Annotated in this window: 23 protein-coding genes; 13 read left to right on the plus strand and 10 right to left on the minus strand. The window is 74.5% G+C overall.

All coding sequences use genetic code 11. From position 1 onward, the window contains the following. Positions 1 to 70: 70 nt before the first annotated feature. Positions 71 to 808 (minus strand): CTP synthase C-terminal region-related (seleno)protein, encoded by a 738-nt coding sequence (locus ACZ6KO_RS01425; protein WP_469298562.1) that lies wholly within the window; start codon positions 806 to 808, stop codon positions 71 to 73. Positions 809 to 1192: 384 nt separating this feature from the next. Between ACZ6KO_RS01425 and ACZ6KO_RS01430 the strand changes: the two genes are divergently transcribed. From ACZ6KO_RS01430 to ACZ6KO_RS01440, 3 genes are all read left to right on the plus strand, one after another. Further along, the gene (locus ACZ6KO_RS01430; protein WP_469298564.1) at positions 1193 to 2065 is read left to right on the plus strand and encodes a LysR family transcriptional regulator; all 873 of its coding nucleotides are present in this window, start codon (positions 1193 to 1195) and stop codon (positions 2063 to 2065) included. 193 nt (positions 2066 to 2258) lie between these two features. Next, a complete protein-coding gene (locus ACZ6KO_RS01435; protein ID WP_401454089.1) occupies positions 2259 to 2840 on the plus strand; it encodes a SigE family RNA polymerase sigma factor in 582 nt (193 codons plus the stop codon). Further along, the gene (locus ACZ6KO_RS01440; protein WP_469298568.1) at positions 2837 to 3742 is read left to right on the plus strand and encodes a hypothetical protein; all 906 of its coding nucleotides are present in this window, start codon (positions 2837 to 2839) and stop codon (positions 3740 to 3742) included. The genes ACZ6KO_RS01435 and ACZ6KO_RS01440 overlap by 4 nt, the downstream gene beginning before the upstream one ends. A gap of 115 nt (positions 3743 to 3857) precedes the next feature. Here the strand turns inward: ACZ6KO_RS01440 and treZ are convergent, their stop codons facing one another. Then, positions 3858 to 5615 carry a malto-oligosyltrehalose trehalohydrolase gene (gene treZ / locus ACZ6KO_RS01445; protein ID WP_469298570.1) on the minus strand — a complete coding sequence of 586 codons (1758 nt, stop codon included), beginning with the start codon at positions 5613 to 5615 and terminating at the stop codon, positions 3858 to 3860. Between the two features lie 110 nt (positions 5616 to 5725). On the opposite strand from treZ, the gene ACZ6KO_RS01450 reads away from it, so the two are divergent. Beyond that, positions 5726 to 6280, plus strand: a complete 555-nt coding sequence (locus ACZ6KO_RS01450; protein ID WP_469298573.1) for an FHA domain-containing protein — start codon at positions 5726 to 5728, stop codon at positions 6278 to 6280. Between the two features lie 66 nt (positions 6281 to 6346). Then, positions 6347 to 6871 (plus strand): GNAT family N-acetyltransferase, encoded by a 525-nt coding sequence (locus ACZ6KO_RS01455; protein WP_469298575.1) that lies wholly within the window; start codon positions 6347 to 6349, stop codon positions 6869 to 6871. Here ACZ6KO_RS01455 and ACZ6KO_RS01460 read toward each other — a convergent pair. Together ACZ6KO_RS01460 and lpdA are read right to left on the minus strand one after the other, a co-directional pair. Beyond that, on the minus strand, positions 6849 to 8267 hold the full coding sequence (locus ACZ6KO_RS01460; protein ID WP_469298577.1) for a M14 family zinc carboxypeptidase: 1419 nt from the start codon (positions 8265 to 8267) through the stop codon (positions 6849 to 6851). The two genes, ACZ6KO_RS01455 and ACZ6KO_RS01460, sit on opposite strands and share 23 nt — an antisense overlap. 87 nt (positions 8268 to 8354) lie before the next feature. After that, positions 8355 to 9869, minus strand: a complete 1515-nt coding sequence (gene lpdA / locus ACZ6KO_RS01465) for a dihydrolipoyl dehydrogenase (protein ID WP_469298579.1) — start codon at positions 9867 to 9869, stop codon at positions 8355 to 8357. Positions 9870 to 9953: 84 nt separating this feature from the next. Between lpdA and ACZ6KO_RS01470 the strand changes: the two genes are divergently transcribed. Continuing rightward, a complete protein-coding gene (locus tag ACZ6KO_RS01470; RefSeq protein ID WP_469298581.1) occupies positions 9954 to 10826 on the plus strand; it encodes a LysR family transcriptional regulator in 873 nt (290 codons plus the stop codon). A 47-nt stretch (positions 10827 to 10873) separates the two neighbouring features. Here ACZ6KO_RS01470 and treY read toward each other — a convergent pair whose 3' ends face one another. After that, positions 10874 to 13180, minus strand: coding sequence for a malto-oligosyltrehalose synthase (gene treY / locus ACZ6KO_RS01475; protein ID WP_469298583.1), 2307 nt, complete (start codon positions 13178 to 13180; stop codon positions 10874 to 10876). A gap of 82 nt (positions 13181 to 13262) precedes the next feature. Between treY and ACZ6KO_RS01480 the strand changes: the two genes are divergently transcribed. Continuing rightward, on the plus strand, positions 13263 to 14546 hold the full coding sequence (locus ACZ6KO_RS01480) for an MFS transporter (protein ID WP_469298586.1): 1284 nt from the start codon (positions 13263 to 13265) through the stop codon (positions 14544 to 14546). Here the strand turns inward: ACZ6KO_RS01480 and glgX are convergent. Further along, a complete protein-coding gene (glgX, locus tag ACZ6KO_RS01485) occupies positions 14531 to 16645 on the minus strand; it encodes a glycogen debranching protein GlgX (protein ID WP_469298589.1) in 2115 nt (704 codons plus the stop codon). The two genes, ACZ6KO_RS01480 and glgX, sit on opposite strands and share 16 nt — an antisense overlap. Before the next feature lie 262 nt (positions 16646 to 16907). Here glgX and ACZ6KO_RS01490 point away from each other — a divergent pair, with 262 nt between their 5' ends. Together ACZ6KO_RS01490 and ACZ6KO_RS01495 are read left to right on the plus strand one after the other, a co-directional pair. Continuing rightward, positions 16908 to 18173 (plus strand): SAV2148 family HEPN domain-containing protein, encoded by a 1266-nt coding sequence (locus tag ACZ6KO_RS01490; RefSeq protein WP_469298592.1) that lies wholly within the window; start codon positions 16908 to 16910, stop codon positions 18171 to 18173. Positions 18174 to 18278: 105 nt separating this feature from the next. Next, positions 18279 to 19001 (plus strand): exonuclease domain-containing protein, encoded by a 723-nt coding sequence (locus ACZ6KO_RS01495; protein ID WP_469298594.1) that lies wholly within the window; start codon positions 18279 to 18281, stop codon positions 18999 to 19001. Between the two features lie 459 nt (positions 19002 to 19460). Here ACZ6KO_RS01495 and ACZ6KO_RS01500 read toward each other — a convergent pair whose 3' ends face one another. Further along, positions 19461 to 20318 (minus strand): phosphotransferase enzyme family protein, encoded by an 858-nt coding sequence (locus tag ACZ6KO_RS01500; RefSeq protein WP_469298595.1) that lies wholly within the window; start codon positions 20316 to 20318, stop codon positions 19461 to 19463. 114 nt (positions 20319 to 20432) lie between these two features. Between ACZ6KO_RS01500 and mgt the strand changes: the two genes are divergently transcribed. The 4 genes from mgt (at position 20433) to ACZ6KO_RS01520 (ending at position 24533) form a co-directional block, all read left to right on the plus strand. Then, on the plus strand, positions 20433 to 21644 hold the full coding sequence (gene mgt / locus ACZ6KO_RS01505) for a macrolide-inactivating glycosyltransferase (protein ID WP_469298597.1): 1212 nt from the start codon (positions 20433 to 20435) through the stop codon (positions 21642 to 21644). A 21-nt stretch (positions 21645 to 21665) separates the two neighbouring features. Next, positions 21666 to 22223 (plus strand): DUF1697 domain-containing protein, encoded by a 558-nt coding sequence (locus ACZ6KO_RS01510; RefSeq protein WP_469298599.1) that lies wholly within the window; start codon positions 21666 to 21668, stop codon positions 22221 to 22223. A 65-nt stretch (positions 22224 to 22288) separates the two neighbouring features. Continuing rightward, positions 22289 to 23020, plus strand: coding sequence for a DUF7873 family protein (locus ACZ6KO_RS01515; protein WP_401454109.1), 732 nt, complete (start codon positions 22289 to 22291; stop codon positions 23018 to 23020). 478 nt (positions 23021 to 23498) lie between these two features. Further along, positions 23499 to 24533 (plus strand): ketopantoate reductase family protein, encoded by a 1035-nt coding sequence (locus ACZ6KO_RS01520; RefSeq protein ID WP_469298602.1) that lies wholly within the window; start codon positions 23499 to 23501, stop codon positions 24531 to 24533. Positions 24534 to 24557: 24 nt separating this feature from the next. Here ACZ6KO_RS01520 and ACZ6KO_RS01525 read toward each other — a convergent pair whose 3' ends face one another. Genes ACZ6KO_RS01525 through ACZ6KO_RS01535 form a run of 3 tightly spaced genes read right to left on the minus strand, consistent with a single transcriptional unit; the run spans position 24558 to position 26981 of the window. Then, positions 24558 to 25313, minus strand: coding sequence for a sirohydrochlorin chelatase (locus tag ACZ6KO_RS01525; RefSeq protein WP_469298605.1), 756 nt, complete (start codon positions 25311 to 25313; stop codon positions 24558 to 24560). 5 nt (positions 25314 to 25318) lie between these two features. Beyond that, positions 25319 to 26203, minus strand: a complete 885-nt coding sequence (locus tag ACZ6KO_RS01530; RefSeq protein WP_469298606.1) for an ABC transporter permease — start codon at positions 26201 to 26203, stop codon at positions 25319 to 25321. Beyond that, entirely contained in the window at positions 26190 to 26981 is a 792-nt protein-coding gene (locus ACZ6KO_RS01535) for an ABC transporter ATP-binding protein (RefSeq protein ID WP_469298608.1), read from the minus strand. Before ACZ6KO_RS01535 ends, ACZ6KO_RS01530 begins: the two co-directional genes overlap by 14 nt. Positions 26982 to 26984 lie beyond the last annotated feature (3 nt).

Consider the following 26984-nt stretch of genomic DNA (forward strand, 5'->3'; position numbering starts at 1 on the left):
AGGGCGGCGGACCACCCGTTCGATGTGCACGCACAGCATAGCCGATCAGCGGGGTGCTCCCGCGCCGCGTTTATCCGGCGGACGGCCGCACGGCGGAGCGGGCGTGCTCGACGGCGGCCGCGGCGAAGCCCCGTACGACGGGATGCGGCCGGCCGCCCTCGCCGTCGCCGTCGGCCCCGCGCAGCTCGGGCTGGAAGAGCGTGGCGAGGAAGAAGGGGTGGCCGGGCAGCTCGACGACGCGGACCTGGCCGTCCTCGTCGTGCCCGGACAGCCGCAGGCCGTGCGCCGCGAGGGTGGGCAGGTGGTGGGGCGTGGGCCCGTAGGCGCAGTGGTAGCGCTCGGTGGACCGCTCGGCGCCGAGCACGGCCTCGGCGAGCGAACCGGGCTCGGTCCGTACGACGCCCTCGTGTCCGACGAGCGAGCAGGCGAGCGGGGCGATCAGGGGGTCTTCGGCGCCGGGATCGTTCTCGGCGTGGCCGGCCCCGGCGAGGCCGCAGACGTTACGGGCGTACTCGAGCAGCGCGTGCTGGAACCCGCCGCAGGTCCCGAGGAACGGAATCCCGCCCTCCCGTGCGGCCCGCACCGCGGCGACGGCGCCCGCTTCGCTCGCGTACGGGCTCCCGGGCAGCACCCAGACGGCGTCGAACCCGGCGAAGGACTCGGTCACGGCGTCGGGCGTGGGGATCCAGTAGGCGTCGAGGACGAGGTGATCGCGCCGGGCGAGGGTGTCGAGCAGCGCGGGGATTCGGCGGTGCGAGGTGACATGGGGAGAACGGTCGCCGACGAGGGCGAGTGTCGCGGTGGCCATGCCCCTCATGGTGACCCCGCCGCCCGCGCCATGGCCAACGACGGTTCCTGACCCTCCGATAAGCCGCCCTGATACCGCCAGGCCCGCCGTCCGCCGCCCCGTCGTCTCGCCGTCTCGCCGTCCCGCCATCCGCCGTCCCGCCGTCTTGTCGGCCCGCCGGGGGAGAGGGGGCGGGGTGAGGAAGAGGCCCGGCGCAGCAGCGGCCCCGTGGATCCCGGGTCGGGTCTTGTGGCGGGGCGCATCCCGCGCATCCCGCGCGGCCGGGCCCCGGGCCCCATGCCCGGAGCCGCGGGCCGGAGCCCCGTGGCGGAGGCGCGGGTCCCGGCGGGGCCCGGAGTGGTGGGCGGTGCCGGGCGGGGGATCGGCGGCGGCATGCTGGGCGGCATGGACCCGCACCTCCTGCGCAGCTTCGTCGCCGTCGCCCGCCTCGGCTCCTTCTCCGCCGCCGCCCGATCCCTCGGCTACACCCAGTCCGCCGTCTCCCAGCACATCGCCACCCTCGAGGGCGACCTCCGCGCCGAGCTCCTCACCCGCCGTCCCGTCGCCCCGACCCCCGTCGGCGCCCGCCTCCTCGAACACGCCGGCCCCCTGCTGCTGCGCCTCGACGCGGCCCGCGCCGACGTCGCACGGTTCGTCACCGCGCCCGCCGCCCACGTCACCCTCGCCGCCGCACCGCTCGCCGCCGGCCCCCGCCTGCTCGCCGCGCTGCCCGCCACCGGCGTCACCCTGCGCGTCGTCGCCCGTGCGGAGGTCTCCGCCGCCGTCGCCGCCGGGGACTGCGACCTCGGGCTCGTGGACGGACTCGCCGCGCCCAGCGACCCGCTGCGGCTCCCGGACGTCGCCCCGCTCACCGTCGCCGGCGTCGACGAGGAGGAGCTCGGCGTGTTGTTCCCGGACGGCCACCCCCTCGCCCGCCGTGCCGCCGTGCGCCTCGGGGACCTCGTCGACGCCCGCTGGCTCGACGCCCCCGACGCCGGGATCCCGTACGCCGCCGTACGCGCGGCGCTCGGCGTCCCCGGTCCCGCCCCGGCCCCCGCCCTGCGCTACGAGGGCACCGACACCCGCGCCCTGTGCGCGCTCGCCGCCGCCGGGCACGGACTGGTCCTGCTTCCGCTCCGGGTCGCGCGGACCGCCGGCGCGGGGGTCGCCGTACCGCTGTCCGAGCCGCGCCTGGTGCACCGTACGGAACTGGTCACGCCCGGCACCCCGGCCGGCGCGGCGGCCGCTCTCGCGCGGCGGCTCACCGCGCGGGAGTGACGCGCGCCCCCCGGTACGGGCGGCAGGATGCCCGCATGGCGCCGTGGTGGAGTGACGCCCGCCCGCGGGCCCTGCCCGGGAGCCCGTCCGCGGGGCGGCCCGCGAGCCGGCCCGGGGCCCGTCCGGACTCCGTCCCATTCGCGGGCAACCGAATCGACGTGAGTGGTGGTTCTGGAGGGCGAGGGGGTGTGAGATGCAGACGCAAGACCAAGAGGACGAGGCCGAGTTCCAGGCGTTCGTCAGGGCGAGGTGGTCCCATCTGGTGCGTACGGCGTACCTGCTGACCGGCGATCCGCACGATGCGGAGGACCTTGCCCAGACGGCCCTGGCAAAGGCCTACCGGTCGTGGCGGCGAGTCTGCCGCACCGACCATCCGGAGGCGTACGTCCGGCGCATGCTGGTGAGCTGCAACAGCGACCGGTTCCGCAAGCGCCGGGTCACGGAGCGGCTCACGGCCGTCCCGCCGGACACCCACGCCTCGCCCGATCCCGCGGTGGCGTGGGCGGACGAGCGCAACGCGCTGATGACGGCGCTGGCCGGGCTGCCGGCCCGGCAGCGGGCGGTGGTGGTCCTGCGGTACTGGGAGGACCTCTCCGAGGCGGAGGTCGCCGAGGCGCTGGGCTGCTCGCCGGGGACGGTCAAGAGCCAGGCGTCCAAGGCCCTGGCCAAGTTACGGGCCTGCCCCGGCCTGGCCCAGATCGTCGATGAACCCGTGCGTGCGGGCGGCATGCGCCGTCTGCGCGGTGCGCGCGGAATGCAAGGAGCGACCTCATGATCGAGCAGGAGCAGGAATCCGTCCTGGAGCGGCGGCTTCGGGAGATGCTGGCCGAGGACGCCCAAGGGGTCCGGCCCGGGCCGGCGCCGTTCCCGGAGATCGTCGTCCAGGGCCGGCACGAGCGCCGCAAGCAGCTGGCGGCGACGGCGGCCGCCCTGGTCGGGCTGGCGGCGCTGGCGGCCGTGCCCGCGGTGGCGCTGACCGTGATGACCGACGAGGGCGGGGGCCCGGCGCGGTATGTGGCGATGGCTCCGGCCACGCCCATGGCCAGCGCCTCGGTGACCCATGGGCCCAAGCTGCCGGCCTCGGCCGATCAGCTGGTGGACGTGACGTACCAGCAGGCCTCGGACTGGCTGGGCGAGTGCCTGCGCTACGTGGACGAGGGCCATGCGTCCGGCGCCGACTGGCCGGGGGCCCGGTTGGACGAGTTGCGGATACTCCTCGCCCACAGGGTGACGGGCGATGCCGCGGCGGGCGACGGCCACTGGATCGTGGCGGTCAAGGACAGTGCTCCGGAGGCGACCATGATGTGCCGGATCGTCGACGGGAGGGTGGCCGGCTTCACCGGGAGCAACGGGGCGCCGCGCGCCGCGCAGAGCCCGCTGGTGGTGGAGGACGCCAACGCCGCCAAGCTGTGGCGCCAGGCGGTGCCCAAGGGGGCGCCATGGAAACTGCCGTACCGGTGGGGGGACTTCGGCACCGTGGACCGCAGCGTCGTCAAGGTGACCGTCACCTACGGCGGGAAGACCGTGGAGGCCGGGGTGGAGGGCGGCAGATACGCGGCGTCGGGGGTCATCGACCGCAAGGACGACCGCCCGCCGCGGATCAAGGGGTACGACTCCTTGGGCACGCTCATATATGACTCCGCCGAGGACCCTGCCCACCCGCAGGACGCCCCCTGACTCGCGGCGGCCCGGGGGTACAGGGGTCTCCCGGGCCGCCGCGCAGTACGGCCGCCGACGCACTCCCGCCGCGCCGTACGCCCGCCGCGTCGCACGGCCGGCCGTGCCGACGGCCCTACGGGGCCAGGACCACCGCCGACTCGCCGGGGACGTGGATGCGCCCGTCGGGGCCGGGATGGTCCAACGGCTCCCAGGCGGCCAGGACCCGGACGCCGTTGCGACCCAGGGCGATCGTCGCCGGGTCGGGGGACAGGTTGACGACCACGCGGACGTCACCCCGGCGGAAGGTCAGCCAGCGGCGTTCCTCGTCGAAGGCGACGCGGACGGCGGCCAGGTCCGGGTCGCGCAGGTCCGGGTGGGTGCGGCGCAGGGTGATCAGTGTGTGGTACCAGTCCAGCAGCCGGGTGTGCGGTGCCTTCTCCGGCTCCGACCAGTCCAGGCAGGAGCGTTCCCGGGTGGCCGGGTCCTGAGGGTCCGGGATGTCCTCGGCGTCCCAGCCGTGGGCGGCGAACTCCCGGCGGCGGCCCGTGCGTACGGCCTCGCCCAACGACGGATCGGGGTGGTCGGTGAAGTACTGCCAGGGGGTGAGCGCGCCCCACTCCTCGCCCATGAACAGCATCGGCACGAAGGGACCGGTCAGGGTCAGGGTGGCGGCGCACGCCAGCAGGCCGGGGGAGAGGGAGGCGGAGAGCCGGTCGCCGAGGGCGCGGTTGCCGACCTGGTCGTGGGTCTGGGCGTAGCCGACGAAGCGGTGCGCGGGGGTGTGGCGGCGGTCCACCGGGCGGCCGTGGGTGCGGCCGCGGAAGGAGGACCAGATGCCGTCGTGGAAGAAGACCCGGTTCATCGTCTTGGCCAGGGCGGCCAGCGGTTCCTGGGCGAAGTCGGCGTAGTAGCCCTGGGATTCGCCGGTCGTCGCACAGTGCACGGCGTGGTGGAAGTCGTCGTTCCACTGGGCGTGCAGGCCGAGGCCGCCGGCCGCGCGCGGCGCGGTGGTCCGGGGGTCGCACTGGTCGGACTCGGCGATCAGGAACAGCGGACGGCCGAGCTCGGCCGCCAGGTCGTCCACGGCCGCCGCCAGCTCCTCCAGGAAGGTCAGCGCCCGGCCGTCGGCCAGCGCGTGCACGGCGTCCAGGCGCAGCCCGTCGATCCGGTAGTCCCGCAGCCAGGCCAGGGCGCTGGCGAGGAAGTAGGCGCGGACCTCGTCGGAGCCGGGTGCGTCGAGGTTGACGGCCGCGCCCCACGGGGTGTGGTGGGTGTCGGTGAAGTACGGCCCGAAGGCGGGCAGGTGGTTGCCCGAGGGCCCCAGATGGTTGTGGACCACGTCCAGCACCACGCCCAGGCCGTGCGTGTGCGCGGCCTCCACGAAGCGGGCGAGCCCGGCGGGCCCGCCGTAGGGTTCGTGCACGGACCAGGGCGCCACCCCGTCGTAGCCCCAGCCGTGCCGGCCGGGGAAGGAGCAGACCGGCATCAGTTCGACGTGGGTGATGCCCAGGGCCGCCAGGTGCGGCAGCCGGGCGGCGGCCGCGTCGAAGGTGCCCTCGGAGGTGAAGGTGCCGATGTGCAGCTCGTACAGGATCGCGTCCTGCAACGGGGTGCGCGGCGGCGGGGCCTGGCGTTCGGCGTCCGGCGCGAGGGCCTCGACGTCCAGCACCGCGGAGAGCCCGTCCGGCCCGTCGGGCAGCCGCCGACCGCGCGGGTCGGGCCGTACGGCCGCGTCGTCGTCCAGCAGGAATCCGTACCGGTCCCCGTCGGTGGCCGGGGCCGACACCACCCACCAGCCCTCGCGTTCCGGGTCGCGCGCCATGGCGTGCGTGCCGTCGTCCAGCCGCAACCCGACCTGTCCCGCCTGCGGTGCCCACACCTCGAACTGCACGGACGTTCCCCTCGTAGCCCACGGTGCCCTGCGGCCTTGCCGAGCCCATCATCCCGGGCGCGGCGGGGGAGTTCTGGACACTCCGGGCAGGACGGGCCGACAATCACCCTGTGACGTCCAGTTTCGAGTTTCCCGCCTACCCCGCGCCGCGGCTCACCGATGCCGAGCGCGACCGGGCCCTGGGCCTGCTCAGGGAAGGAGCGGCGCAGGGCCGGCTTTCGCACGACACCTTCCTGCGCCGGATGGAACTCGCCCTGGTCGCCCGCCGCTCCGAGGACCTCGCGGTCCTCACCGCCGACCTGGACACCCCCGAGAGTCCCTGGGTCAAGCGGCTGTTCGCCTGGGTCGGCCGGGCCTCGGCCGTCAGCGTCGGCGTCCGGCGCGCCTGGCACGCCGAGAAGCTCCCCCGACTGCTGCTGCCCCAGCTCGGCACGGAGACCCTGCGGATCGGCCGCGACCCCGGCAACGGGCTGCGGCTGACCCACGAAACGGTCTCCCGGATGCACGCCGAACTGAGCCTGCGGGACGGCCTGTGGGTGCTGCGCGACCTCGGCTCCACCAACGGCACCACGGTCAACGGCCGCCGGGTGACCGGGGCCACGGTCGTGCGCGACGGGGACCAGGTGGGCTTCGGCCGCGTCAACTACCGGCTGTCCGCGAACTGAGCGCCGGCGCGGGCCGACGTACCGGCCGACGGCGTTCGGCGATCCACCCCTGTCGAACGGATGTGCATGACCGACACGTCGATGGTGCGCCCCGCGCGCCCCGAGGACCTGCCGCGGCTCGTCGAGCTCGTCCACGAACACGTCGCCTACGAGAAGTCGGCGCCCCGCCCGCCCGGCCTGGCCGAGCGGCTCGGCCCCCAGCTGTTCGCGCCGGACGCCAGGCTGTGGGTGCTGGTCGCGCAGGATCCGGACGACCCGGCCGGCCCGGTGGCCGGATACGCCGCCTGCTCACCGGAGTTCGCGTTCTGGGACGCCACGTACTTCCTGCACATGGACTGCCTCTACCTCGCCGAGAACGCGCGCGGGCACGGCCTGGGTGCCGCGCTGCTGGACGCGGTCGCCGAGCTCGCCCGTACGCTGGGCATGGAGCAGGTCCAGTGGCAGACCCCGGAGTGGAACGAGGGCGCGATCCGCTTCTACGACCGGTCCGGCGCGGTGGGCGTGCCCAAGCGCCGGTACGGGCTGGCCGTACCGGCCGCGGCCCCCGCCCCCGCCCCGGTCCCCGCCGCTACGAACCGGCCGCCGGTCTGACGGCGGGAGCGGCCACCGGAACGACGCCGGTCCCGACACCGGTCCCGATGGCGGTGCCGACACCGGTCCCGACGCCGGGGGCGGCGTGCGTCGCGGCCAGCCGGGCGTACGCCGCCAGGACCGTCCGGGACTGGTGTTCCACCTGGGTGGCCACCGGTACCCACCGTGCCTGGAACCGGGCCGCGAAGGCCTCGCACCAGCCCGTGACCAGCCGGTCCAGCTCCGCGGCCGCGCCGTGCCCGACCGAGCGCAGCACCCGCAGCAGCATCGCGGCGGCCCGCAGCGCCAGCCGCCGCGCGAAGGCGTCGATGCTCCCGATGTACGCCGCGGTCGCCTCGGCCGGCGCCGCGCCCCCCGCCCACGCCTCCGTGATCTTGGGGATCAGGGCCAGCGTCCAGTCCACCGCCCGCAGCAGCGGGGCGGCCAGGGCCTCGTCATGGGCGGGCAGGTCGGGCCGGGCCGCGTCGAGGACCCGGGTCACCTGCGCGGCGTCCTCGGTGAGCCGGCGGGCCAGGACGCGCAGGGCCTGCCGGGGGTCGGGGTGCGGGGCGGGGTCGTCCACCAGGTCGCTGGCCCACATGGGGGCCTCGACGATCGCGGTCGTCCCGTCGTAGGCATGGGCGTGGTACCAGGTGCTCAGCCGGGTGTCCTCAGGGTGGAAGACGCCGGAGGCGTCCGTACCCGGCTGCGGCATCACGAAGATGCCGGGACCGGGCGAGGGCCAGCCGGCCGCGTCCGAGGCCCCGGTCTCGACGGGGATGCGCAGCTCGGCGGCGGACTTGGCGAACGGCTCGGCGAGCCCCGGTATGCCGCGGGTCAGCTGGACCCAGCTGCCCCCGAGGTCCGTCCCGTGCAGGGAGACCTGGAGCAGCGGCCGGAGCTCGTCGATCAGCGCGGTCAGGGTCAGGGTCTCGGGCGGGAGCCGGTCGGGAGGCAGTAAAGACGGGGCCCACTCGGGCTGTTCGGGGCCCGGTGGCCGGTAGAAGTTGCGGTGGTAGTCCAGCAGTGAGTACGGGCGGGGGGTGCGGTGCAGGGCCGCCCCGTCCGGATCGGCGCACAGCAGGAAGTGCCAGCCGCACCCGGTGCGCGGCGCCGGGTCGTGGATGACCCGGCGGGCGAGGGAGAGCGCGGTGGCGCCGCCGACGGGCTCGTTGGCGTGGGCCCCGGCGACGACCAGTACGTTGCGCCCACCACCGCCCGCCTGTCCGCCGCCCGCCCGGCCGTTGCCACTGCCGTTGCCATGGCCGTTGCCCGTCGGCCGGCCGGCCACGGACAGCAGCCACAGCGGCCGCCCGCCCCGGGACGTGCCGGCCTGGCTGAGCCGGACCAGCCCGGGATGTTCGTCGGCCAGAGCGCGTCCGGCCAGGGCGAGTTCATGCGGTGTGGGGTAACACATGTCACGGATGAGGGTCACAAGGGATGCTGTGCCCGCCGGGCGCCCGAAGTACTGCTGTGTGGGCCGCGCGATGGGGCCGGATCCGCACTACTGCTGGTGGAGGCCCCGCCCCGCCAGACTCAGGAACGCCTCCCCGACGGCCTCGGACAGCGTCGGGTGGGCGTGGACGTGCCGTGCGACGTCCCCCGGTTCGGCGTCCCATCCCACGATCAGCTGGCTCTCGGCGATCATCTCGGACACGTGCGGCCCGACCAGGTGCACCCCCAGCACCCGCCCGCCCCGTTCGGCGACGACCTTCACCATCCCGCCCTGCCCGTGCACCATGCCCTTGGCGACGGCGGTCAGCGGCATCGTGTTCACCACCACGTCGTACGAACGATCGCGCGCCTGCGCCTCCGTCAGGCCGACCGAGGCGGTCTGCGGCGCGGAGTACGTCACCCGCGGCACCGCCGCGTAGTCCACGGGGGCGCTCGCCACTCCCGCCAGCGTCTCGGCCGCGAGCAGCCCCTCGGCGAACGAGGCGTGCGCCAGCCCCGGCGAGGGCGGCGGCAGCAGATCGCCCACCACGTGGATACCGGGCACCGCGGTCTCCAGCCGCGACCAGTCGGCCGGTTCGACGAACCCCCGCCCGTCCGTGGCCAGCCCGGCCGCCGCCAGGTCCAGCCCGTCGGTCACCGGCACCCGGCCCACCGCGACCAGCAGCCGCTCGGCGGCGATCTCCCGCAGCTCGCCGCGCGCGGTGCGTACGGTCGCCCGGATCGCGGCGCCGTCCGCCGTCACCTCGGCGGCCTCCAGCCGGGCACCGGTCGCCACGTCGATCCCCCGCTTCCGCAGCCCCCGGGCCAGGTGCCGCGAGACGTCCGCGTCCTCCAGCGGCAGCAGCCGGTCGGCGGCCTCCACCAGGGTCACCTCGGCGCCCATCGAACGGTGGAAGGAGGCGTACTCGACCCCGATCGCACCCCCGCCCAGCACGACGACCGACGCCGGCAGCCCGGCCGCGAACAGAGCGTCGTCGCTGGTCACGATGGTGTGGCCGGTCGGCTCCAGGCCCGGCAGCAACCGCGGCCGGGACCCGGTGGCCAAGACGATGCCACGGCCCGCGGTGAACTCCCGGCCGTCGTCCGTGCTGACGGTGCGCGGCCCGGTGAGGCGGGCGCCCGCCCGGACGACGTGGACGCCCGCATGCCGCAGATGCCCCTCGATCCCCTGGTGGTTGCGGGCCACGATGGCGTCACGGGTGGCGGTCAGCGCCGGCCAGTCGACCGCCTCCAGCGTCGCCTTGACGCCCCAGCGCTCACGGGCCTCCGCGATCCCGTCGACCAGCTCGGCGGCGTGCAGCATGGCCTTGCTGGGGATGCAGCCGCGGTGCAGGCAGGTCCCGCCGACCTTGTCGCGCTCGGCGAGGACGACGCGCAGACCGAGGGCGGCGGCGCGCAGCGCGGTGCTGTAGCCACCGGTGCCGCCGCCGATGACGATGACGTCGGGGCGGTCGGGGGCGCCGGACGCGGCGGACGCGGCGGATGCGGCGGATGCGGTGGGTGTGCCGGGTGTGCTGGATGTGCCGGACGTTCCGGAGTCCGCCGGTGCGGTGGTGAGGTCCATGCACCAACGGTGCGCGCCGGCGGTGCCATACGTCCAAGGCAATGATCTTGTCGGTTCCATGCACGCTGTTTATGGTGAACGACCGTGAGCCTGCGCCAGATGGAGTACTTCCTCACGGTCGTGGAGGAGTCCTCCTTCACCCGTGCCGCCGACGCCCTGCACGTCACCCAGCCCGCGCTCTCCCACCAGATCAAGGCCCTGGAACGCGCGGTCGGCGGCGAGCTGCTCGAACGCCTGCCGCGCGGGGTCCGGCTCACCGCGATGGGCCGCGCCTTCCTCCCCCACGCCGAACTCGCCGTCCGCAGCGCCCGCCAGGCCGAGCGCGCGGCCCGCGCGGCCGCCGGCGCGGAGGGCGGCGAGCTGCACATCGCCACCGTGCACGCGCTGGCGGTGGGCCTGCTCCCCGAGGTCTTCGCCCGCTGGCGGTCCCTGTACCCGGGGGTACGGCTGGTGCTGCGCGAGTACGGCTCCACGGAGGCCCTGGAGGAGGCGCTGGAACGCGGCGTCGCGGACCTCGCGGTGGGACCGCTGCCCGAGTGCTGGGCGGGGCCGCTGGTCCCGATCGGGCGCGAGGAGATCGTGGTCGTGGTCCCCTTCGACGACCCGCTGGCGGGCCGTACGACGGTACGCCTGGCGGAGCTGGCCGACCGCCCGTGGATCCGGTGCGCCATGGAGCCGGTGGTTGGGGGCCGGCCCTTCCTGGACCGGGTGTGCGCCGAGGCGGGCTTCCTGCCCCGCACGGCCGTACGGACGGAGCACACCTCGTCGGCGGTACGGATGGCGGCGGCGGGCGTGGGCATCGTGACGGCGCCCGCGCACCTGGTGCGCGGCGCCCTGGGCGAGGACTGCGTCCAGCTGTCGGTGGACCCGCCGTGGCACCGGGAGCTGGCCGTGTTCTCCCGGGTGGAACCGAGCGGAGCCGCCCGGGAGTTCGTCCGCCTCCTGAGCCCGTCCTGACCGATCGGTCCGGCCCGCCCGCCCCCTGCCTGACGCCCGCGCGCCGGTCACGTAGGCGGCGCGTCCCGCGGCCCGGCGGCGGGGGACGAGGTCAGGACCGCCACCGGGGTGTCCCGCAGCAGCCCGGCCACCGGCACCGTGCCGCGGTACACCCGTCCCGGTTCCCCCGGCAGGAGGGGGAGCCAGGTGCCCGGGGGGAGTTCCAGGGTCGTGGTGCGCCAGCCGCCCGCCGCCCGCAGGCGGTGCGAGAGCCGGGTCACCGCCACCACCAGGCCCGGCCCGCGGCCGTACGCCACCAGGTGGTCCGCCGCCGGACCCGCGGGGCGCAGGGCGGCGTACCCGGTGAACAGCTCCGGCCGGTCGCGCCGCAGCCGCAGCAGGGCCGCCGTCAGGGCCAGCTTCTCCTCCGAGAGGCCGGACGGCCGCGCGCCCGCGTCGAGCCGCGCCAGCGTCTCGCGGTGGAAGCGGGCCGGGCGCCGGTTGTCGGGGTCGACCAGGGCCCGGTAGCCGGCCTCGCAGTCCTGGTAGACCTCCGGAACGCCCGGCACGGTCAGGTGCAGCGCGGTCATGCCCAGCACATTGGCGCGGGCGGCCGCCTCCAGCCCGGCCGGCAGCTCCCACCCGGCCGGGACGTGTCCCGCGATGCCCGCCTCGTACGCCTCGTCGGCCTCCGTCCAGCTGGTGCGCAGCCCCGCCTCCCGGGCCGCCTTCAGCAGGGCCGCCGCCAGCCGCTCCTCGCGGTCCGGGGCCGGACCCAGGCCCAGCGAGGTCTGCCGGGCCACCCAGGCCAGCTGGGGGTCACGGCCGCCGGGACGGCCCATCGCCGCCGGGTCCTCGCACAGCGCCGCGATCCGGGCGCGCACATCCGCACTGCGCTTGGTGTCGTGCGTCGACAGCACCGTGCCCGCGTCCGGCCAGTGCGCGGCCGTGCGCGCGCCGTACGCGTGGAACTCCGCCACCGACACCGCCGGGCTCCCCGGCTCGCCGCCCACCTCCGTGGCCGACAGCAGCGGCGCGAACCGGTAGAACGCCCGGTCCTCCAGGGACTTGGCGCGCAGCGCCGCCGACGTCTGGGCGAACCGGGCGCCGAACGCCGCGTCGCGCAGCACCAGCTCCGCCACGGCGTCCACCGCCCGCGCCGGCGCCCGCTCCCGGGCGCCGACCAGGGCCGCCTCCGGCAGCGCCGCCGCTCCCGGATAGGGCCGGTAGACGGGATAGGTGATGAGTAACTCCCTGATCGCCGAGGACAGTCCGGGGACATCGCGGTACGGGCCGGCCCCCGCCATCCGTTCCAGCGTCGCCAGCTCCGCCGCCAGGTCCACCGTCAGGACCTCCCGCGCGCACTCCCGCTCGGTCGCCTCCCACCCCGGCAGGCCGGTGAACTCGCCGTACGCCCGCGCCAGTTCCGCCACCCCCGCCGGGTCCAGGAACACCCCGTCCAGCCGGTGCAGCGCGTCGTAGCCCGTGGTGCCCGCGACCGCCGCCGCCCACGAGGCCGGCAGCCGCTCGTCCCGGGCCAGGATCTTCTCGACCACCACCCAGCAGTCGTCCCCCACCTCCTCGCGCAGCCGCCGCAGATAGCCCTCCGGGTCGGCCAGCCCGTCCACGTGGTCGATGCGCAGCCCCGATGCCACCCCGTCCCGGACCAGCTCCAGCACCTTGGCGTGGGTGGCCGCGAACACCTCCGGATCCTCCACGCGGACCCCGATCAGTTCCGAAATGGTGAAGAAACGCCGGTAGTTGAGCGAGGTCCGGGCCTCGCGCCAGCACGCCGGCCGGTAGAACTGCGCCGCCAGCAGCTCCGGCAGCGCCAGCCCCGCCGTCCCTTCCCGCAGCGGGAACTCGTGGTCGCCGACGCGCAGCACCGCGCCGTCCGCCGCCACCGGCCCGCACCCCTCCAGCGGCCGGTCCAGCACCGGCAGCAGCACCTGGCCCCCGCCCGCCGGCCAGTCGATGTCGAACCAGCGCGCGTACGGCGAGTCCGGCCCGCCACGCAGAACCTCCCACAGCGGCCCGTTGAGCCGCAGCGGCGCCGGGACCGCCATGTGGTTCGGGACGATGTCCAGCACCAGCCCCAGCCCGTGCCGCCGCGCCCGCGCCGCGAGCGCGCGCAGGCCCTCCTCCCCGCCGAGCTCCTCCCGCACCCGGGTGTGGTCGACCACGTCGTAGCCGTGTGCCGAGCCGGGGACCGCTTCCAGCACCGGCGACAGGTGCAGGTGGGACACGCCGAGCGCGGCGAGGTACGGTACGGCTGCCGCGGCCGCCGCGAAGGGGAACTCCGGGCGCAGTTGCAGGCGGTAGGTGGCGGCGGGGCGTACGCGGCCCCGACGGGTGCTCGAGTACTGCTGGGTCATGAGAACGTACGTACCCAGCCTGACGATTTCCGTGCCATTGCCCAGTGCATCCGGGTGACTGCGCCGCGTTAGCGTTCCTCAAGTGGCCGGAACCGTCGACACCTATCGCAAAGTCATCGCCCTCACCGGGCCCCTTCTCCCGCTCGTCTCCTTCTTCGCCCGACTCCCCGTGGCGATGTCCCAGTTCGGCAGCGTGCTGCTGGTCGCGCAGACCAGCGGATCCCTGGCGGCCGCCGGCATCGTGGGCGGCACCCTCTCCGCCGGGCAGGTGGTGTGCGGCCCCCTCCTCGGCCGCCTCGCCGACCGGCACGGACAGCGGCCCGTCGTCCTCGCCGCCGCCGCCGTGAACGCCCTCGCCACCGGCGCCCTGGTCACCGGGGCCCTCGCGGGCCTCGGCACGGTCCCGCTCGCCGCGCTGGGCGCCGTCACCGGCGCCTCCGTACCGCTGATCGGGCCGCTGGCCCGGGCCCGCTCCGTGGCCCTCGCCCACCGTGCGAAGGCCGACGAGGGCGTGGTCGCGGCCGTGCACTCGCTCGAAGGCACCCTGGACGAGGTCTCGTTCGTCATAGGCCCGGCCCTGGTCGGCCTCGCCGCGCTCGTCGCGCACCCCGCCGTAGCCCTGGGCGCGGCCGCCGCCCTGGTCGCCTGCTTCGGTGCCGCCTACGCCCTGCACCCGACCGCCGCCGTCACGGCCGGGCAGCCCCCCGCGCGGGCCGGGAAGGAGGGCCGCGGCCGCCAGGCGGGCGTCGTGTACGCGGTCCGCGGCTCGCTCGCCCTGCAGGGCGCCATGTTCGGTGCCTGCCAGGCCGGAATCGCCGCGCTCACCGCCCGGTTGGGCGTGCCGGGACAGGCGGGTGTCGTCTACGCCGCCATGGGCGTGGCCAGTGCCGGCGTGGGCCTGGCCCTCGGCGCGCTGCCCGCCCGCTACGGGCTGTGCCTGCGCTGGCGGGCGGCGACCTGCGCCGCCCTGGTGCTGTCGGTCCCGCTGCTGTTCGCCGACAGCCTGTGGAGCCTGTACGCCGTCGTCACCGTCCTCGGCGCGGCGTACGCACCTCACCTGATCACCGCGTTCGCGCTCACCGAGCGGGTGGTGGCCCCGGCCCGGCTCGCCGAGTCGATGGCCTTCGCCGCCAGCTCGCTGGTGGCGGGCCAGGCGGCCGCGCTGGCCCTGTCCGGGCGGCTCGCCGAGTGGTACGGGCCGGCCGGGGCCTTCGCGGTGGCGGTCGGCGCGGCCGCGGCCTGCCTGACGATCGCGCTGGTCACCCGGGTGCCCGCGACCCGGACCCACCGCCCCGCGGGCCAGGCGGGCGCGCCGGTCCGCACTCCCGCTCTCCCGGGTGACGCGGCGGCCTACGCCGGCCGCTGAAGCACCACCAGACTCCGTCCTGTCAACGCCACCCGGTCCCCGGCCGCGTACTGCGGCCCGGTACCGGGTGCCAGTACTTCCGCCCGCGCGGTGTCCACGACCACCCGCCACTGTGCGCCGTGCCCGGCCGGCACGGTGAAGTCCTGCGGATCGGGGCTCGCGTTGAACATCAGCAGGAACGAGTCGTCGGTGAGCCGCTCCCCGCGCCGCCCCGGCTCGGAGATCGCCTCGCCGTTGAGGAACACCGCCAGCGCACGGGTGTTCTGCGCCTGCCAGTCGCGGGCCCGCATCTCCTCCCCGTGCGGGGTGAACCAGGCGATGTCGGAGAGCTCGTCGTGGGTGCCCTCCACCGGCCGGCCGTGGAAGAACCGGCGGCGCCGGAACACCGGGTGGTCGCGGCGCAGCCACACCATCTGACGGGTGAACTCCAGCAGCACCGGCGGCGGTTTGCCGGGATCGGGCCACTCCACCCACGACAGTTCGTTGTCCTGGCAGTAGGCGTTGTTGTTGCCGCCCTGGCTGCGGCCGAACTCGTCGCCGTGGCTGAGCATCGGCACACCCTGCGACAGCATCAGCGTGGCCGTGAAGTTGCGCATCTGACGGGCCCGCAGCTCCAGGACCTCGGGATCCTCGGTCGGACCCTCCACCCCGCAGTTCCAGGACCGGTTGTGGCTCTCGCCGTCCCGGTTGCCCTCCCGGTTGGCCTCGTTGTGCTTCTCGTTGTACGAGACCAGGTCGTGCAGCGTGAAACCGTCGTGGCAGGTGGTGAAGTTGATGGATGCCAGCGGCCGCCGTCCGTCGTCCTGGTAGAGGTCGGAGGAGCCGGTCAGGCGCCCCGCGAACTCCGCGAGCGTGCGCGGCTGGCCCCGCCACAGGTCCCGTACGGTGTCGCGGTACTTGCCGTTCCACTCGGTCCACAGCGGCGGGAAGTTGCCCACCTGGTAGCCGCCCTCGCCCAGGTCCCAGGGCTCGGCGATCAGCTTCACCTGGCTGACCACCGGATCCTGCTGCACCAGGTCGAAGAACGACGAGAGCCGGTCCACCTCGTGGAACTGCCGCGCCAGCGTGGCCGCCAGGTCGAAGCGGAAGCCGTCGACGTGCATCTCGGTGACCCAGTAGCGCAGCGAGTCCATGATCAGCTGGAGCACGTGCGGGGACCGCATCAGCAGCGAGTTCCCGGTGCCGGTGGTGTCCGTGTAGTAGCGCTGGTCCTCCGCCAGCCGGTAGTACGAGGCGTTGTCCAGCCCCCGGAAGGACAGCGTCGGCCCGAGGTGGTTGCCCTCGGCGGTGTGGTTGTAGACCACGTCGAGGATCACCTCGATGCCCGCCTCGTGCAGCGCGCGCACCGCCGACTTGAACTCCAGCACCTGCTGCCCGCGGTCGCCCGAGGCGTAGCGGTTGTGCGGGGCGAAGAAACCGATGGTGTTGTAGCCCCAGTAGTTGCTCAGCCCGTCGTCCACCAGCCGGTGGTCGTTGACGAACTGATGGACCGGCATCAGCTCCAGGGCCGTGACCCCGAGCTTGGTCAGGTGCCCGATCACCGCGGGGTGCGCGAGCGCGGCGTACGTCCCGCGCAGCTCCTCCGGCAGGTCCGGGTGGCGCATGGTGAGGCCCTTCACGTGGGCCTCGTACAGCACCGTGTGGTGGTACTCGGTGCGCGGCGGCCGGTCGTTGGCCCAGTCGAAGTACGGATTGACCACGACCGAACTCATCGTGCGGGGCGCCGAGTCCAGGTCGTTGCGCGAGTCTGGGCGGCCGAAGTGATAGCCGTACACCTCCTCCCCCCACGCGATGGACCCGCTGATCGCACGGGCGTACGGATCCAGCAGAAGCTTGGCGGCATTGCACCGCCGGCCGCGTTCCGGCTCGTACGGGCCGTGCACCCGGAAGCCGTACCGCTGACCGGGCATGACGCCCGGCAGGTAGGCGTGCCGCACGAACGCGTCCGTCTCGCGCAGTTCGACGGCGGTCTCCGAGCCGTCGTCGTGCAACAGGCACAGTTCGATGCGTCTGGCGGCCTCCGAATAGACCGCGAAGTTGGTGCCGGCGCCGTCGTACGTGGCGCCGAGGGGGTACGCCTGTCCCGGCCAGACCTGCATAGCTGCGACTCTTCCACTCCCGATCCGGCATGGGTCACTTACGTCCGCTCCAGATCTTCCCCGAAAGAGGGGCGGCGCGTGGGGACTTGGGATGGGCCTACCGGGTGACCCCGTAGACCTGACAGTCAGGTCGGCCGACGATGCGCGCATCGCATGATCGGGTCAACGGACGGCCGGTGTAGGGGCCATCCGGCTGCATCGGGCCGTGTGCGCGGAGTACCCTTCCTTGATCACTGGAGGGGTAGCGGAAGGCGGTGCACGGGTGAGCTCGGGAGGTCTGGAGCTGCCCCCTGGTGACGGCGGTCACGAGGGCGGCCCGGCGGAGCAGGCACCGGGCGGCGGCTCCGGCGGGGTCGCCGCCGGAGCGGTGTCCCTGGCGGGTCCGGAGCCGGCCGGGACGGTACGGACCGGGGCCGAGCTGGACTGGGGCGCGGACGCGTGGACCGAGGTCCGCACCCGCGCCCAGCGCGCGGGCCGTGCGTACATCTGGCTGAATCTCATCGAACAGCGGCTGCGGGCGGTCGTCGGCGCGGTGCTGCGCCCGATCTACGAGCCGGTGCACGGCGAGGACGACTGGGTGGTCGCGGCCGCGGGCCCCGCCGGGCAGGAGTGGGTGCAGCGGGCGGTCGCGGTGCGCGAGGTCAGCCGCCGCAAGGGCTACCTGCTGGATCCGGCCGACGACAACGTGCTCAGCTTCCTGACGCTGCCGCAGCTGCGGGAGCTGATGGTCCAGCACTGGCCGTGCTTCGAGCCGTACTTCGACGACCGGCGCGAGATCGAGCTGGCCCTGGACGAGCTGGAGGTCACGCGCAATGTGGTCTCGCGCAACCGCGCCCTGTCGCAGGCGGTGCTCTCCCAGGCGGAGCGGGCCTCGGCGCGGCTGCTGGAGGTGCTCGGCGGCGGTGCGGGCAGCCCCGGCGCGGACCGGCTGCCCATCGACGCGGTCGAGGACCTGGTGGGCGACCGCTACGCGGACGTCATCTCCGTGCACCCCGACCGGGTGCGCCTGCAGCGGCAGCTGCCGGCCGAGGACCTCTTCGGGGGCGCGCGCCGGCTGGACGCGATCGGCATAGGCCTCAACCTGCTGGTGCAGAACTACTCGGGCCGAAGACTCGTGCGGCTCACCGAGGCCGGCTGCCGGGTACGGCTGCTGTTCCTGAACCCGGCCAGCAGCGCGGTCAAGCGGCGCGAGCGGGAGCTGGGCCTGCGCAAGGGCGAGCTGAGCCGCTCGGTGGAGATGAACATCCTGCACGTACGGCGGGTCCGGGCCGGGCTGCGGGACCCGTCGGGGTTCGCGATCCACGTCTTCGACGAGACGCCCCGTTTCACCGCCTACCTGGTGGAGGGGGAGAACTCGGGGATCGCCGTCGTCCAGTCCTACCTGCGGCGGGCGCGGGGCATGGAGGCGCCGGTCCTGGTGCTGCGCGGGGGCGGGCGCGGGGTGCCGCGGGACGCCGACCACGGGCTGTTCACGACGTACCGGGAGGAGTTCGAGTCGGTGTGGGAGGACTCCAGGCCGGTGTCCTGAGGCGCGCACCGTGCGGGGTGCCCGGCTGGGGTGCTCGGTCGGGGTGTCAGTGGCCCGTGGCAGGCTGAAAGCCGTTGACCGAAAGAAGCGGGGGAGGGGCACGCCATGGGGGAGTGGCACCGGGGAGTGCTGGTCGGATTCGACCTGGAGACGACCGGCACGGAGCCGGCTCGGTCGCGGATCGTGACGGCCGCGGTGGTCGAGGTACGGGACGGGGCGGTGGGCGAGCGGCGCTGCTGGCTCGCGGACCCGGGCGTACCGATCCCGGAGCAGGCGTCGGCGATCCACGGGATCTCGACCGAGCGCGCGGTCGCGCAGGGCCGGCCGGCGCGGGAGGTCGCGGACGAGGTCGCGGCGGCGCTGGTCGCGTGCTGGCGGCAGGGGGCGGTGGTCGTCGCGTACAACGCGGCGTTCGATCTGACGCTGCTCTCGGCGGAGCTGGCACGGCACGGGCTGCCGTCGCTCGCCGACCGGCTGGGCGGCCCGGAGACCGGGCCGGTGGTGGACCCGCTGACCATCGACCGGGCGGTCGACCGCTACCGGCGGGGCAAGCGGACGCTGGAGGCGGTCTGCGGGGTGTACGGCGTCCGGCTGGACGACGCGCACGACGCGGGCGCGGACGCGCTGGCCGCGGTGCAGGTGGCCCGGGCGATAGCCGTCCGGCACCCGCGGGTGGCGACGCTGGCCCCGGCGGACCTGCACGCCCGCCAGACGACGTGGCACGCCCGCTGGGCCCAGGACTTCCAGTCCTACCTGCGCCGGCAGGGCACACCGGACGCGGTGATCGACACGGCGTGGCCCCTGCGGGCGGCGATATCCGTCCCCTGACGCCCGCGCCCCTGGGCGGCTGCCCGGTGGGCCGGCTTCCGGGGGCTCCGCCCCCATACCCCCGCGCCTCAATCGCCGGCGGGGCTGGGTTGGGTGCTCGGTGGGGCCGGAGGGTTGCCCGGTGGGGCCGGGTTTCGGGGGCTCCGCCCCCGCGCCCCCGCGCCTCAAACGCCGGCGGGGCTGGATTGGGTGCCCGGTGGGCTGGTTTCGGGGGCTCCGCCCCCGGAGGGTCCGCGCGGCTGGGTTGCCGCGTAGCGGCAATTCCAGCCCGCGCGGCGTTTGAGCGCACGGGCGCGGAGCGCACGTATGGGGGTGCGGGGCGGAGCCCCCGATCCTTCAGCCCCGCCGGCGATTGAGGCGACCTGGCCAGCCCCGCCGGCGATTGAGGCGACCTGCTCAGCCCCGCCGGCGATTGAGGCGCGGGGGCCCGGGGCGGAGCGCCGGGTGGGGGGCCCGTGGTCAGAACGGGTGCCAGCGGGTGTCCGGGGTGTGCTCGCGCAGGGACGCGACCCGGCGGCGGAACTCGGCCGCGGCGGCCGGGTTCGTCGGCGCGTGCTGCGCCACCCACGCGCAGCTCGCCGTCTCCCGCGCCCCGCGCAGCACCCCGCACCCGTCCCACGCCCGCACGTCCCAGCCGTACGCCGCCACGAACGCCTCGTACTCCGCGCCCGGCAGTCCGTACCGGTCCCGGGACAGTGCCATCACCACCAGGTCGTGCTCCCGCAGGTCCACCGAGAACGTCTCCAGGTCCACCAGGACCGGACCCGCCGGGCCCACGTGGACGTTGCGCGGCAGCGCGTCACCGTGGATCGGGCCCGGCGGCAGGTGCGGTGTGAGCGCGGCGACCTCGGCGGCGTAGGCGTCCCGGCGTGCGCGCAGGTACGCCGCGTCCGCCGGGTCGACCGCGTCCCCCGCCAGCCGCAGCCACCGTTCCACACCGCCCAGCAGGTCCCGCCGCGGCAGCGTGAACGGCGGCTGCGGCAGCGCGTGGACGGCGCGCAACAGCCCGGCCAGGTCCTCCGGTCCCGCCGGGCGTACCGCCTCCGGGAGCCGGTGCCACAGCGTCACCGCGTGCCCGGCGTGCCGCAGGGGCGCGGGTTCGGCGGCGCGGACCGCGGGGACCCCGGCCCGCGCCAGCCAGTCGGCCACGGCCAGTTCGCGCTCGGCCCGTTCCAGGAGCGCCGGGTCCGCCCGGCCCACCTTGACCACCAGCTCGCCGGTGGCGAACACGGCGTTCTCACCCAGGGCCAGCAGCCGCGCCGTCCCACCGATGCCGGTGGCCGCCGCCAGTACGTCCCTGGCCTGCGCCTCGTTCATGTCTGGGCTCCGTGTTCGTGCCTCGTGCCGGATCAACGCCGAACGCGCCCAGTCTTGCATCCGGTGCCGCTATTTAGTTGCACGAGACGTATCGTCTCGTTTAGGGTCGACGGCATGACCTCAGCGACCACGCCGCGCAAGCCCGCCCACATCGCCATGTTCTCCATCGCCGCCCACGGGCACGTGAACCCGAGCATCGAGGTGATCCGGGAGCTCGTCGCCCGCGGCCATCGCGTCAGCTACGCCATCCCCGCCTCCTTCGCCGAGAAGGTCGCCGCGACCGGCGCCAGCCCCGTGATCTACCGCTCGACCCTGCCCACCGACGACGAGCCCGAGGCCTGGGGCACCGAACTCATCGACAACATCGAGCCCTTCCTCGACGACGCCGTCCAGGCGCTGCCCCAGCTGGCGGCCGCCTTCGACGGCGACCGGCCGGACCTCGTCATCCACGACATCACCTCCTACCCGGCGATCGTCCTGGCCCGCCGCTGGGGCGTCCCGGACATCTCCCTCTCCCCGAACCTGGTCGCCTGGGAGGGGTACGAGGAGGAGGTCGCCGCCCCGATGACCGCGCCGCTGCGCGCCTCCGAACGCGGCCAGGCGTACTACGCCCGCTTCCGCGCCTGGCTCGACGAGAACGGCATCGAGGAGGACAGCGACCGCCTCATCGGCCGGCCCCGCCGCTCCGTCGTGCTCATCCCCAAGGCCCTCCAGCCCCACGCCGACCGCGTCGACGAGGCCGTCTACACCTTCGTCGGCGCCTGCCAGGGCGACCGCGGGGACCAGGGCGCCTGGGAGCGCCCCGCCGCGGCGCACGGCAAGAAGGTGCTGCTGGTCTCCCTCGGCTCCACCTTCACCAAGCAGCCCGCCTTCTACCGGGCCTGCATGGACGCCTTCGGCGGCCTGCCCGACTGGCACGTGGTGCTCCAGATCGGCAAGTTCACCGACGAGGCCGACCTCGGTGAGATCCCCGCCAACGTCGAGGTCCACCGCTGGGTCCCGCAGCTGGACATCCTGCGCCAGGCGGACGCCTTCATCACGCACGCGGGCGCCGGCGGCAGCCAGGAGGGCCTGGCCACCGGCACCCCGATGGTCGCCGTCCCGCAGGCCGTCGACCAGTTCGGCAACGCCGACATGCTCGCCTCGCTCGGCGTGGCCCGGCACGTCCCGATGGAGGAGGCCGACGCCACGACCCTGCGCGAGGCCGTACTCGCCCTCGTCGCCGACCCCGAGGTCGCCGCCCGCGCCGAGGCGGTGCGCGCGCAGATGGCCGGCGAGGGCGGCACGCGGCAGGCGGCGGACATCATCGAGGCCGCACTGTCATAGCCGTGCCCTACGGTTCGTGCCATGACGAAGAAGTACGCGGCGCTGCTGCGCGGCATCAATGTCGGAGGCAGCAAGAAGGTCCCCATGGCCGAGCTGCGCGCGGTCCTGGAGGGACTGGGCCACGGCGAGGTCCGTACGTACCTCCAGAGCGGCAACGCCGTCTTCGGCACCGAGCGGGAGGACCCCGTCGCGCTCGCCCGGGAGCTGGAGCGGGCCATCGAGGCCCACTTCGGCTTCCCGGTGCCCTGCCTGGTCGTCGACGGCGCCCACCTGAGCGCCGTCGCCGACGGGTGCCCCTTCCCGGCCGCCGAACTGGAGGGCAGGCAGCTGCACGTCACCTTCCTGTCCGAGCAGCCGGACCAGGAGCGGCTCGCCGCGATCGACGCGCAGGCCTTCCTCCCGGAGGAGTTCCGCGTCGGCGACCGCGTGATCTACCTCTACGCCCCCGACGGCCTGGGCCGCTCCAAGCTGGGCGAGGCGCTGCACCGCCCCTCGCTGTGGAAGGGGATCGACGCCACCACCCGCAACTGGAACACCGTGGCCAAACTCGTCGAGATGACCGCGCCGGACGCCCCGTAGCCGCGGGAAAACGGCCGCGGGAAAATCGGATGTGCGGACGAACCCGGTCCGGATATGGTCGCCGTGTGCCGAAGTTGAATCAGATCATCGCAGTGGAGAAGGGCGTCAAGTCCAAGTCTCTCCAGGAGCTGTCGCAGGCTCACCACGACGTCCAGAAGCCCGCGTTGCTCGCCGGCATCGCCCGGACGTACCAGCCCAAGGACGAGGAGGGCGAGCAGCTGCCGCCCGAGTCCACCCGGGTGCAGATCAAGGCCGAGGACGTGCTGCGCACGATGGCCGGGACGCTGACCCGGCTCTTCGACGTGACGGCCACCAAGGACTGGGCCAACCGTTCGGCCGCCGCCGACGTCGTGGTCGACGGCTCGGTGCTGCTGGCGCAGGTGCCGGTGTCGTACCTGCTGTTCCTGGAGAAGCAGCTCACCGACCTGAACACCTTCGTGCGCAAGCTGCCGGTGCTGGACGCGTCGGAGTCGTGGAACGCCGACCCCTCCACCGACTGCTGGAAGACGGACCCCGTCCGCACCATCCGCACCAAGAAGGTGCCCCGCAACCACGTCAAGGCCGAGGCCACGGAGAAGCACCCGGCACAGGTCGAGGTGTACTACGAGGACGTGGCCGTCGGGTACTGGACGACCGTGAAGTTCTCCGGCGCCCTGCCCGCGCGCCGCGTGAACGAGCTGCTCGACCGCGTCGAAAAGCTCCAGCAGGCCGTCAAGTTCGCCCGCGAGGAGGCCAACGGCGCCGAGGTCACCGACCAGCGGGTCGGCGACGCCGTGTTCGGCTACCTGTTCCGGTAGCCTCGAGATCGCCCTCCGTGCGAGCGGAGGGTGCGCGTGAGCGCAAGCTGAAACTGATGTTGAAGCTGAACGAAGAGGTGTCAGTTGGGGGTTCGAATCCCTCCCCCGGCCCGACGCGCCGGGGTGGCCCAAGCGGTAGAGGCGGCCTCGATCACACTCAGATTCTCGCTCCAGTCTCAGCATTCGCCGCCGAACACCGGATCGACCGAGCGCGGACGATCACCGATGGATGGGGGTTCAAGTCCCTCCTGCGCCTCTCCGTGGCGCGGTAGTTCAAAGGTAGAACACCTCGGTCTCAGAATGATCCGCGACTCTTAAAAGCCGCCGGTGTGCGCAAATGGGCGGCACGCAGGAGCCCGGGAGCTGGACATGCTCCCGGGCTCCCTCAGCTCTCCCGGCTTCTTTAGCTCTCCCGGCCTCCGCCGTCGCATCCCCCTGCCCCGACCGTGATCCGCCGGACAGACCCTAGGCTCGGGGAATGCGATACATCATCATCGGCGCGGGCGCGGTCGGCGCCACCATCGGCGGGCGGCTCGCGGAAACCGGGCGCGAGGTCGTCCTCGTCGCGCGGGGCGCGCACGCGCAGGCGCTGCGCGAGCACGGCCTGACCCTGACGACCGCCCAGGGCACGCGGGTGCACCGGCTGCCGGTGGCCACCGCGCCGGCGGAGCTCGGCGAGCTGCGCCCCGACGACGTCCTGCTGCTGACCGTCAAGACCCAGGACGCGGTCGCCGCGCTCGACACCTGGGGCGACGCCGAGGTCACCGGCGGCGGTACGGCCGCCCAGCGGCTGCCGGTGCTGTGCGCCCAGAACGGTGTCGAGGGCGAGCGCCTCGCGCTGCGCCGCTTCGAGCGGGTCTACGGGGTCTGCGTCTGGCTGCCCTCGGATTTCCTGCAACCGGGCGTGGTCTCGGCGCTGTGCGCGCCCCTGACCGGCATCCTGCACCTGGGCCGGGCGGCCGGCGGCTCCGACGCCCTGGCCGGGCGGATCGCCGCGGACCTGGAGCGGGCCGGCTTCGCGGCTCCCGTCGTCGACGACGTGATGCGCTGGAAGTACGCCAAGCTGCTGGGCAATCTGGGCAACGCCATCCAGGCCACCACCGGTCCGGAGCCCGGCCCGGCGAAGGCGGCGCTGCTGCTGCGGGCGATCCGGGAGGCGAAGGACGCCTACCGGGCCGCCGGGATCGAGTGGACCTCCGAGGCCGAACAGGCCGCGGCGCGCGACGGGAAGGTGGATCTGCCGGCCGGGGGTGCCGGCGCGGCCGGCGGGGGCGTCCGCGGCGGATCCTCCTGGCAGAGCCTGCGCCGCGGCACCGGTTCGATCGAATCCGACTACCTCAACGGGGAGATCTCCCTGCTGGGCCGGCTGCACGGGGTCCCGACCCCGGTCAACGAGGTCCTGCGGCACGCCGCGAACATCCTCGCCCGCGAGGGCCTGCCACCGGGCAGCATGCCGGTCGCCGACCTGACGGCCCTGGCCGACGAGGCGGAGCGCCGCGCGAGGAAGGCCTGAGGCCCCCGGGCGGTGCCCGGCGCGTTACGCGGTCAGCGCCGCCGGCACGACGCGGGCGGCGCGCGCCGCGTCGTAGCGGCCCAGCAGCAGCCGGGCCACTTCCGGGGCCGGGCCCAGCACACCGGCCAGGACGTCGGCGCCCGCGGCCCGGGCACCCTCGGCGATCCGGTCCGGGAGCCGGCCCGGCGCGATGACGTACGGGGCCACCGCCACGCGCCGGACCCCCTCGGCGCGCAGCGCCCGTACGGCGTCCTCCGTACGGGGGAGAACAGCGGAGGCGAACGCAGGCCGCACGGCGCACCAACCGGTGTGCCGCCACTCCCGCGCGATTTCAGCGATCACTGCGATCGCCTCCGGGTCTGTGGAACCGGCGGACGCGAGCACCACGCCGGTGGTGGAGCGGTCCGCCTCGGTGAGCCCGGCCTCCCGCAGCCGGCGCTCCAGCGCCGCCGTCAGCAGGGGGGAGGGGCCCAGGACCTCGGCCTGGTGGACCGTCAGCCCCGGCAGCCGGGCGCAGGACTCCGCCAGCGCCGCCGGGATGTCGGCCTTCGCGTGGAAGGCGCGGGTCAGCAGCAGGGGCAGTGCCACGACCTCCCGTACGCCCGAGGCGTACAGGGCGGCGAGGACCTGCGGGACGGACGGGGCGTTGAAGTCCAGGTAGGCGGTCTCCACCCGCAGGCCGGGCCGCAGCGCCCGCACCCGCCCGGTCAGGGCGTGCACGGTCGCGGCGTGCCGCGGGTCACGGCTGCCGTGGGCGATGACGAGCAGAACGGGACGCACGGCGGTCAGCTCTTCACCAGCAGGCCGCGGCTGCGCAGCACCCACCGCTCGACCGGGCTGAAGACCAGCAGGTCGATGGCGATGCCGACGATCAGGATCAGGATGATCGCCAGGAACACGCCCGGCATGTCGATGTTGTTGCGGCCGTTCTCCAGGAGCTGCCCCAGGCCCAGGCCCAGGTCGGGCGAGGAGGCGATGATCTCGGCGGCCATCAGCGAACGCCACGAGAAGGCCCAGCCCTGCTTCAGGCCCGCCAGGTAGCCCGGCAGCGCGGCCGGCATGACCACGTGCCAGGTGCCCTTCAGCCCCGTGGCGCCCAGGGTGCGTCCCGCCCGCAGGAACAGCGGCGGGACCTGGTCGACGCCCGACACCAGGCCGTTGGCGATCGAGGGGACCGCGCCCAGCAGGATGACGGCGTACATCATCGAGTCGTTCAGGCCCAGCCAGATGACGGCCGGCGGCACCCACGCCACCGACGGCAGCGACTGCAGGCCCGACAGGATCGGACCGATCGCGGCGCGCACGAACCGCACCCGGGCCACCAGCAGGCCCAGCGGGGTACCGATGGCCAGGGCCAGCAGGAAGCCCAGCAGACCGCGGGAGACGGAGGTCCACACGACATCCAGCAGGGTGCCCTTGAGCCACATCTGGGCCAGCCCGTCCCACACCGCGGACGGCGCGGGCAGCTTGGTCGGGTCGGTGACCTGTGCCGAGACGAGGATCTGCCAGACCGCGAGGACGAGCGCGACCGCGACGACCGGCGGGAGGACCTTCTTGACCAGGACCTCGCGCACGGGCGTGCGGCGGATCTCGACCGCGTCGAGTGCGTCGAGACCGGCCTCCAGACCGGCGAGGTCGTCCGTCTTCGCCTTCGTGTCAGTGCTGGCCATGACGGCGGATCTCCCCACGCAGGTGTTCAGTGATCTCCAGGGACAGCTCCGCGACGGCCGCGTCCTCGATGCGGCGCGGCTGCGGGATGTCCACGGTCCATTCCTTCGCCACCCGGCCGGGCCGGGAGGAGAGCAGGACCACGCGCTGCGCCAGGCGCACCGCCTCGCGCACGTTGTGCGTGACGAAGAGGACCGACAGGTTCGTCTCTTCCCAGATCCGGGTCAGCTCGCCGTGCAGCACGTCGCGGGTGATGGCGTCGAGCGCCGCGAACGGCTCGTCCATCAGCAGCAGCTCGCTGTCCTGGGCGAGGGCCCGGGCCAGCGCCACGCGCTGGCGCATGCCGCCCGACAGCTCGTGGACGCGCTTGCCGTACGCCCCGCCGAGGCGGACCAGCTCCAGCAGCCGCTCGGCCTCGGGCCGCCGCTCGGACTTGGCGACCCCGCGCAGCCGCAGCGCCAGTTCGATGTTCTTGCCCGCGGTCAGCCACGGGAAGAGGGCGTGTTCCTGGAACATCAGGGCCGGACGGCCGCCGGGGGTCTCGATGGACCCGACGGACGGCTTGTCGAGCCCCGCGACCAGGTTCAGCAGGGTGGATTTGCCGCACCCCGAGGCGCCCAGGATGGTGACGAACTCGCCGGGCGCGACATCGAGGCTGATGTCGTCCAGTACGAGCTGCACTCCGGCCGGGCCGGGAAAGGACTTCGAGACGTGCTCGATGCGGGCGGCGTGCGACACCGCCGTGGTGCCCTCGGCAGCCCTGGCAAGCGTAGTGGCCATGGT

This window comes from Streptomyces sp. NPDC042102, assembly GCF_055582305.1.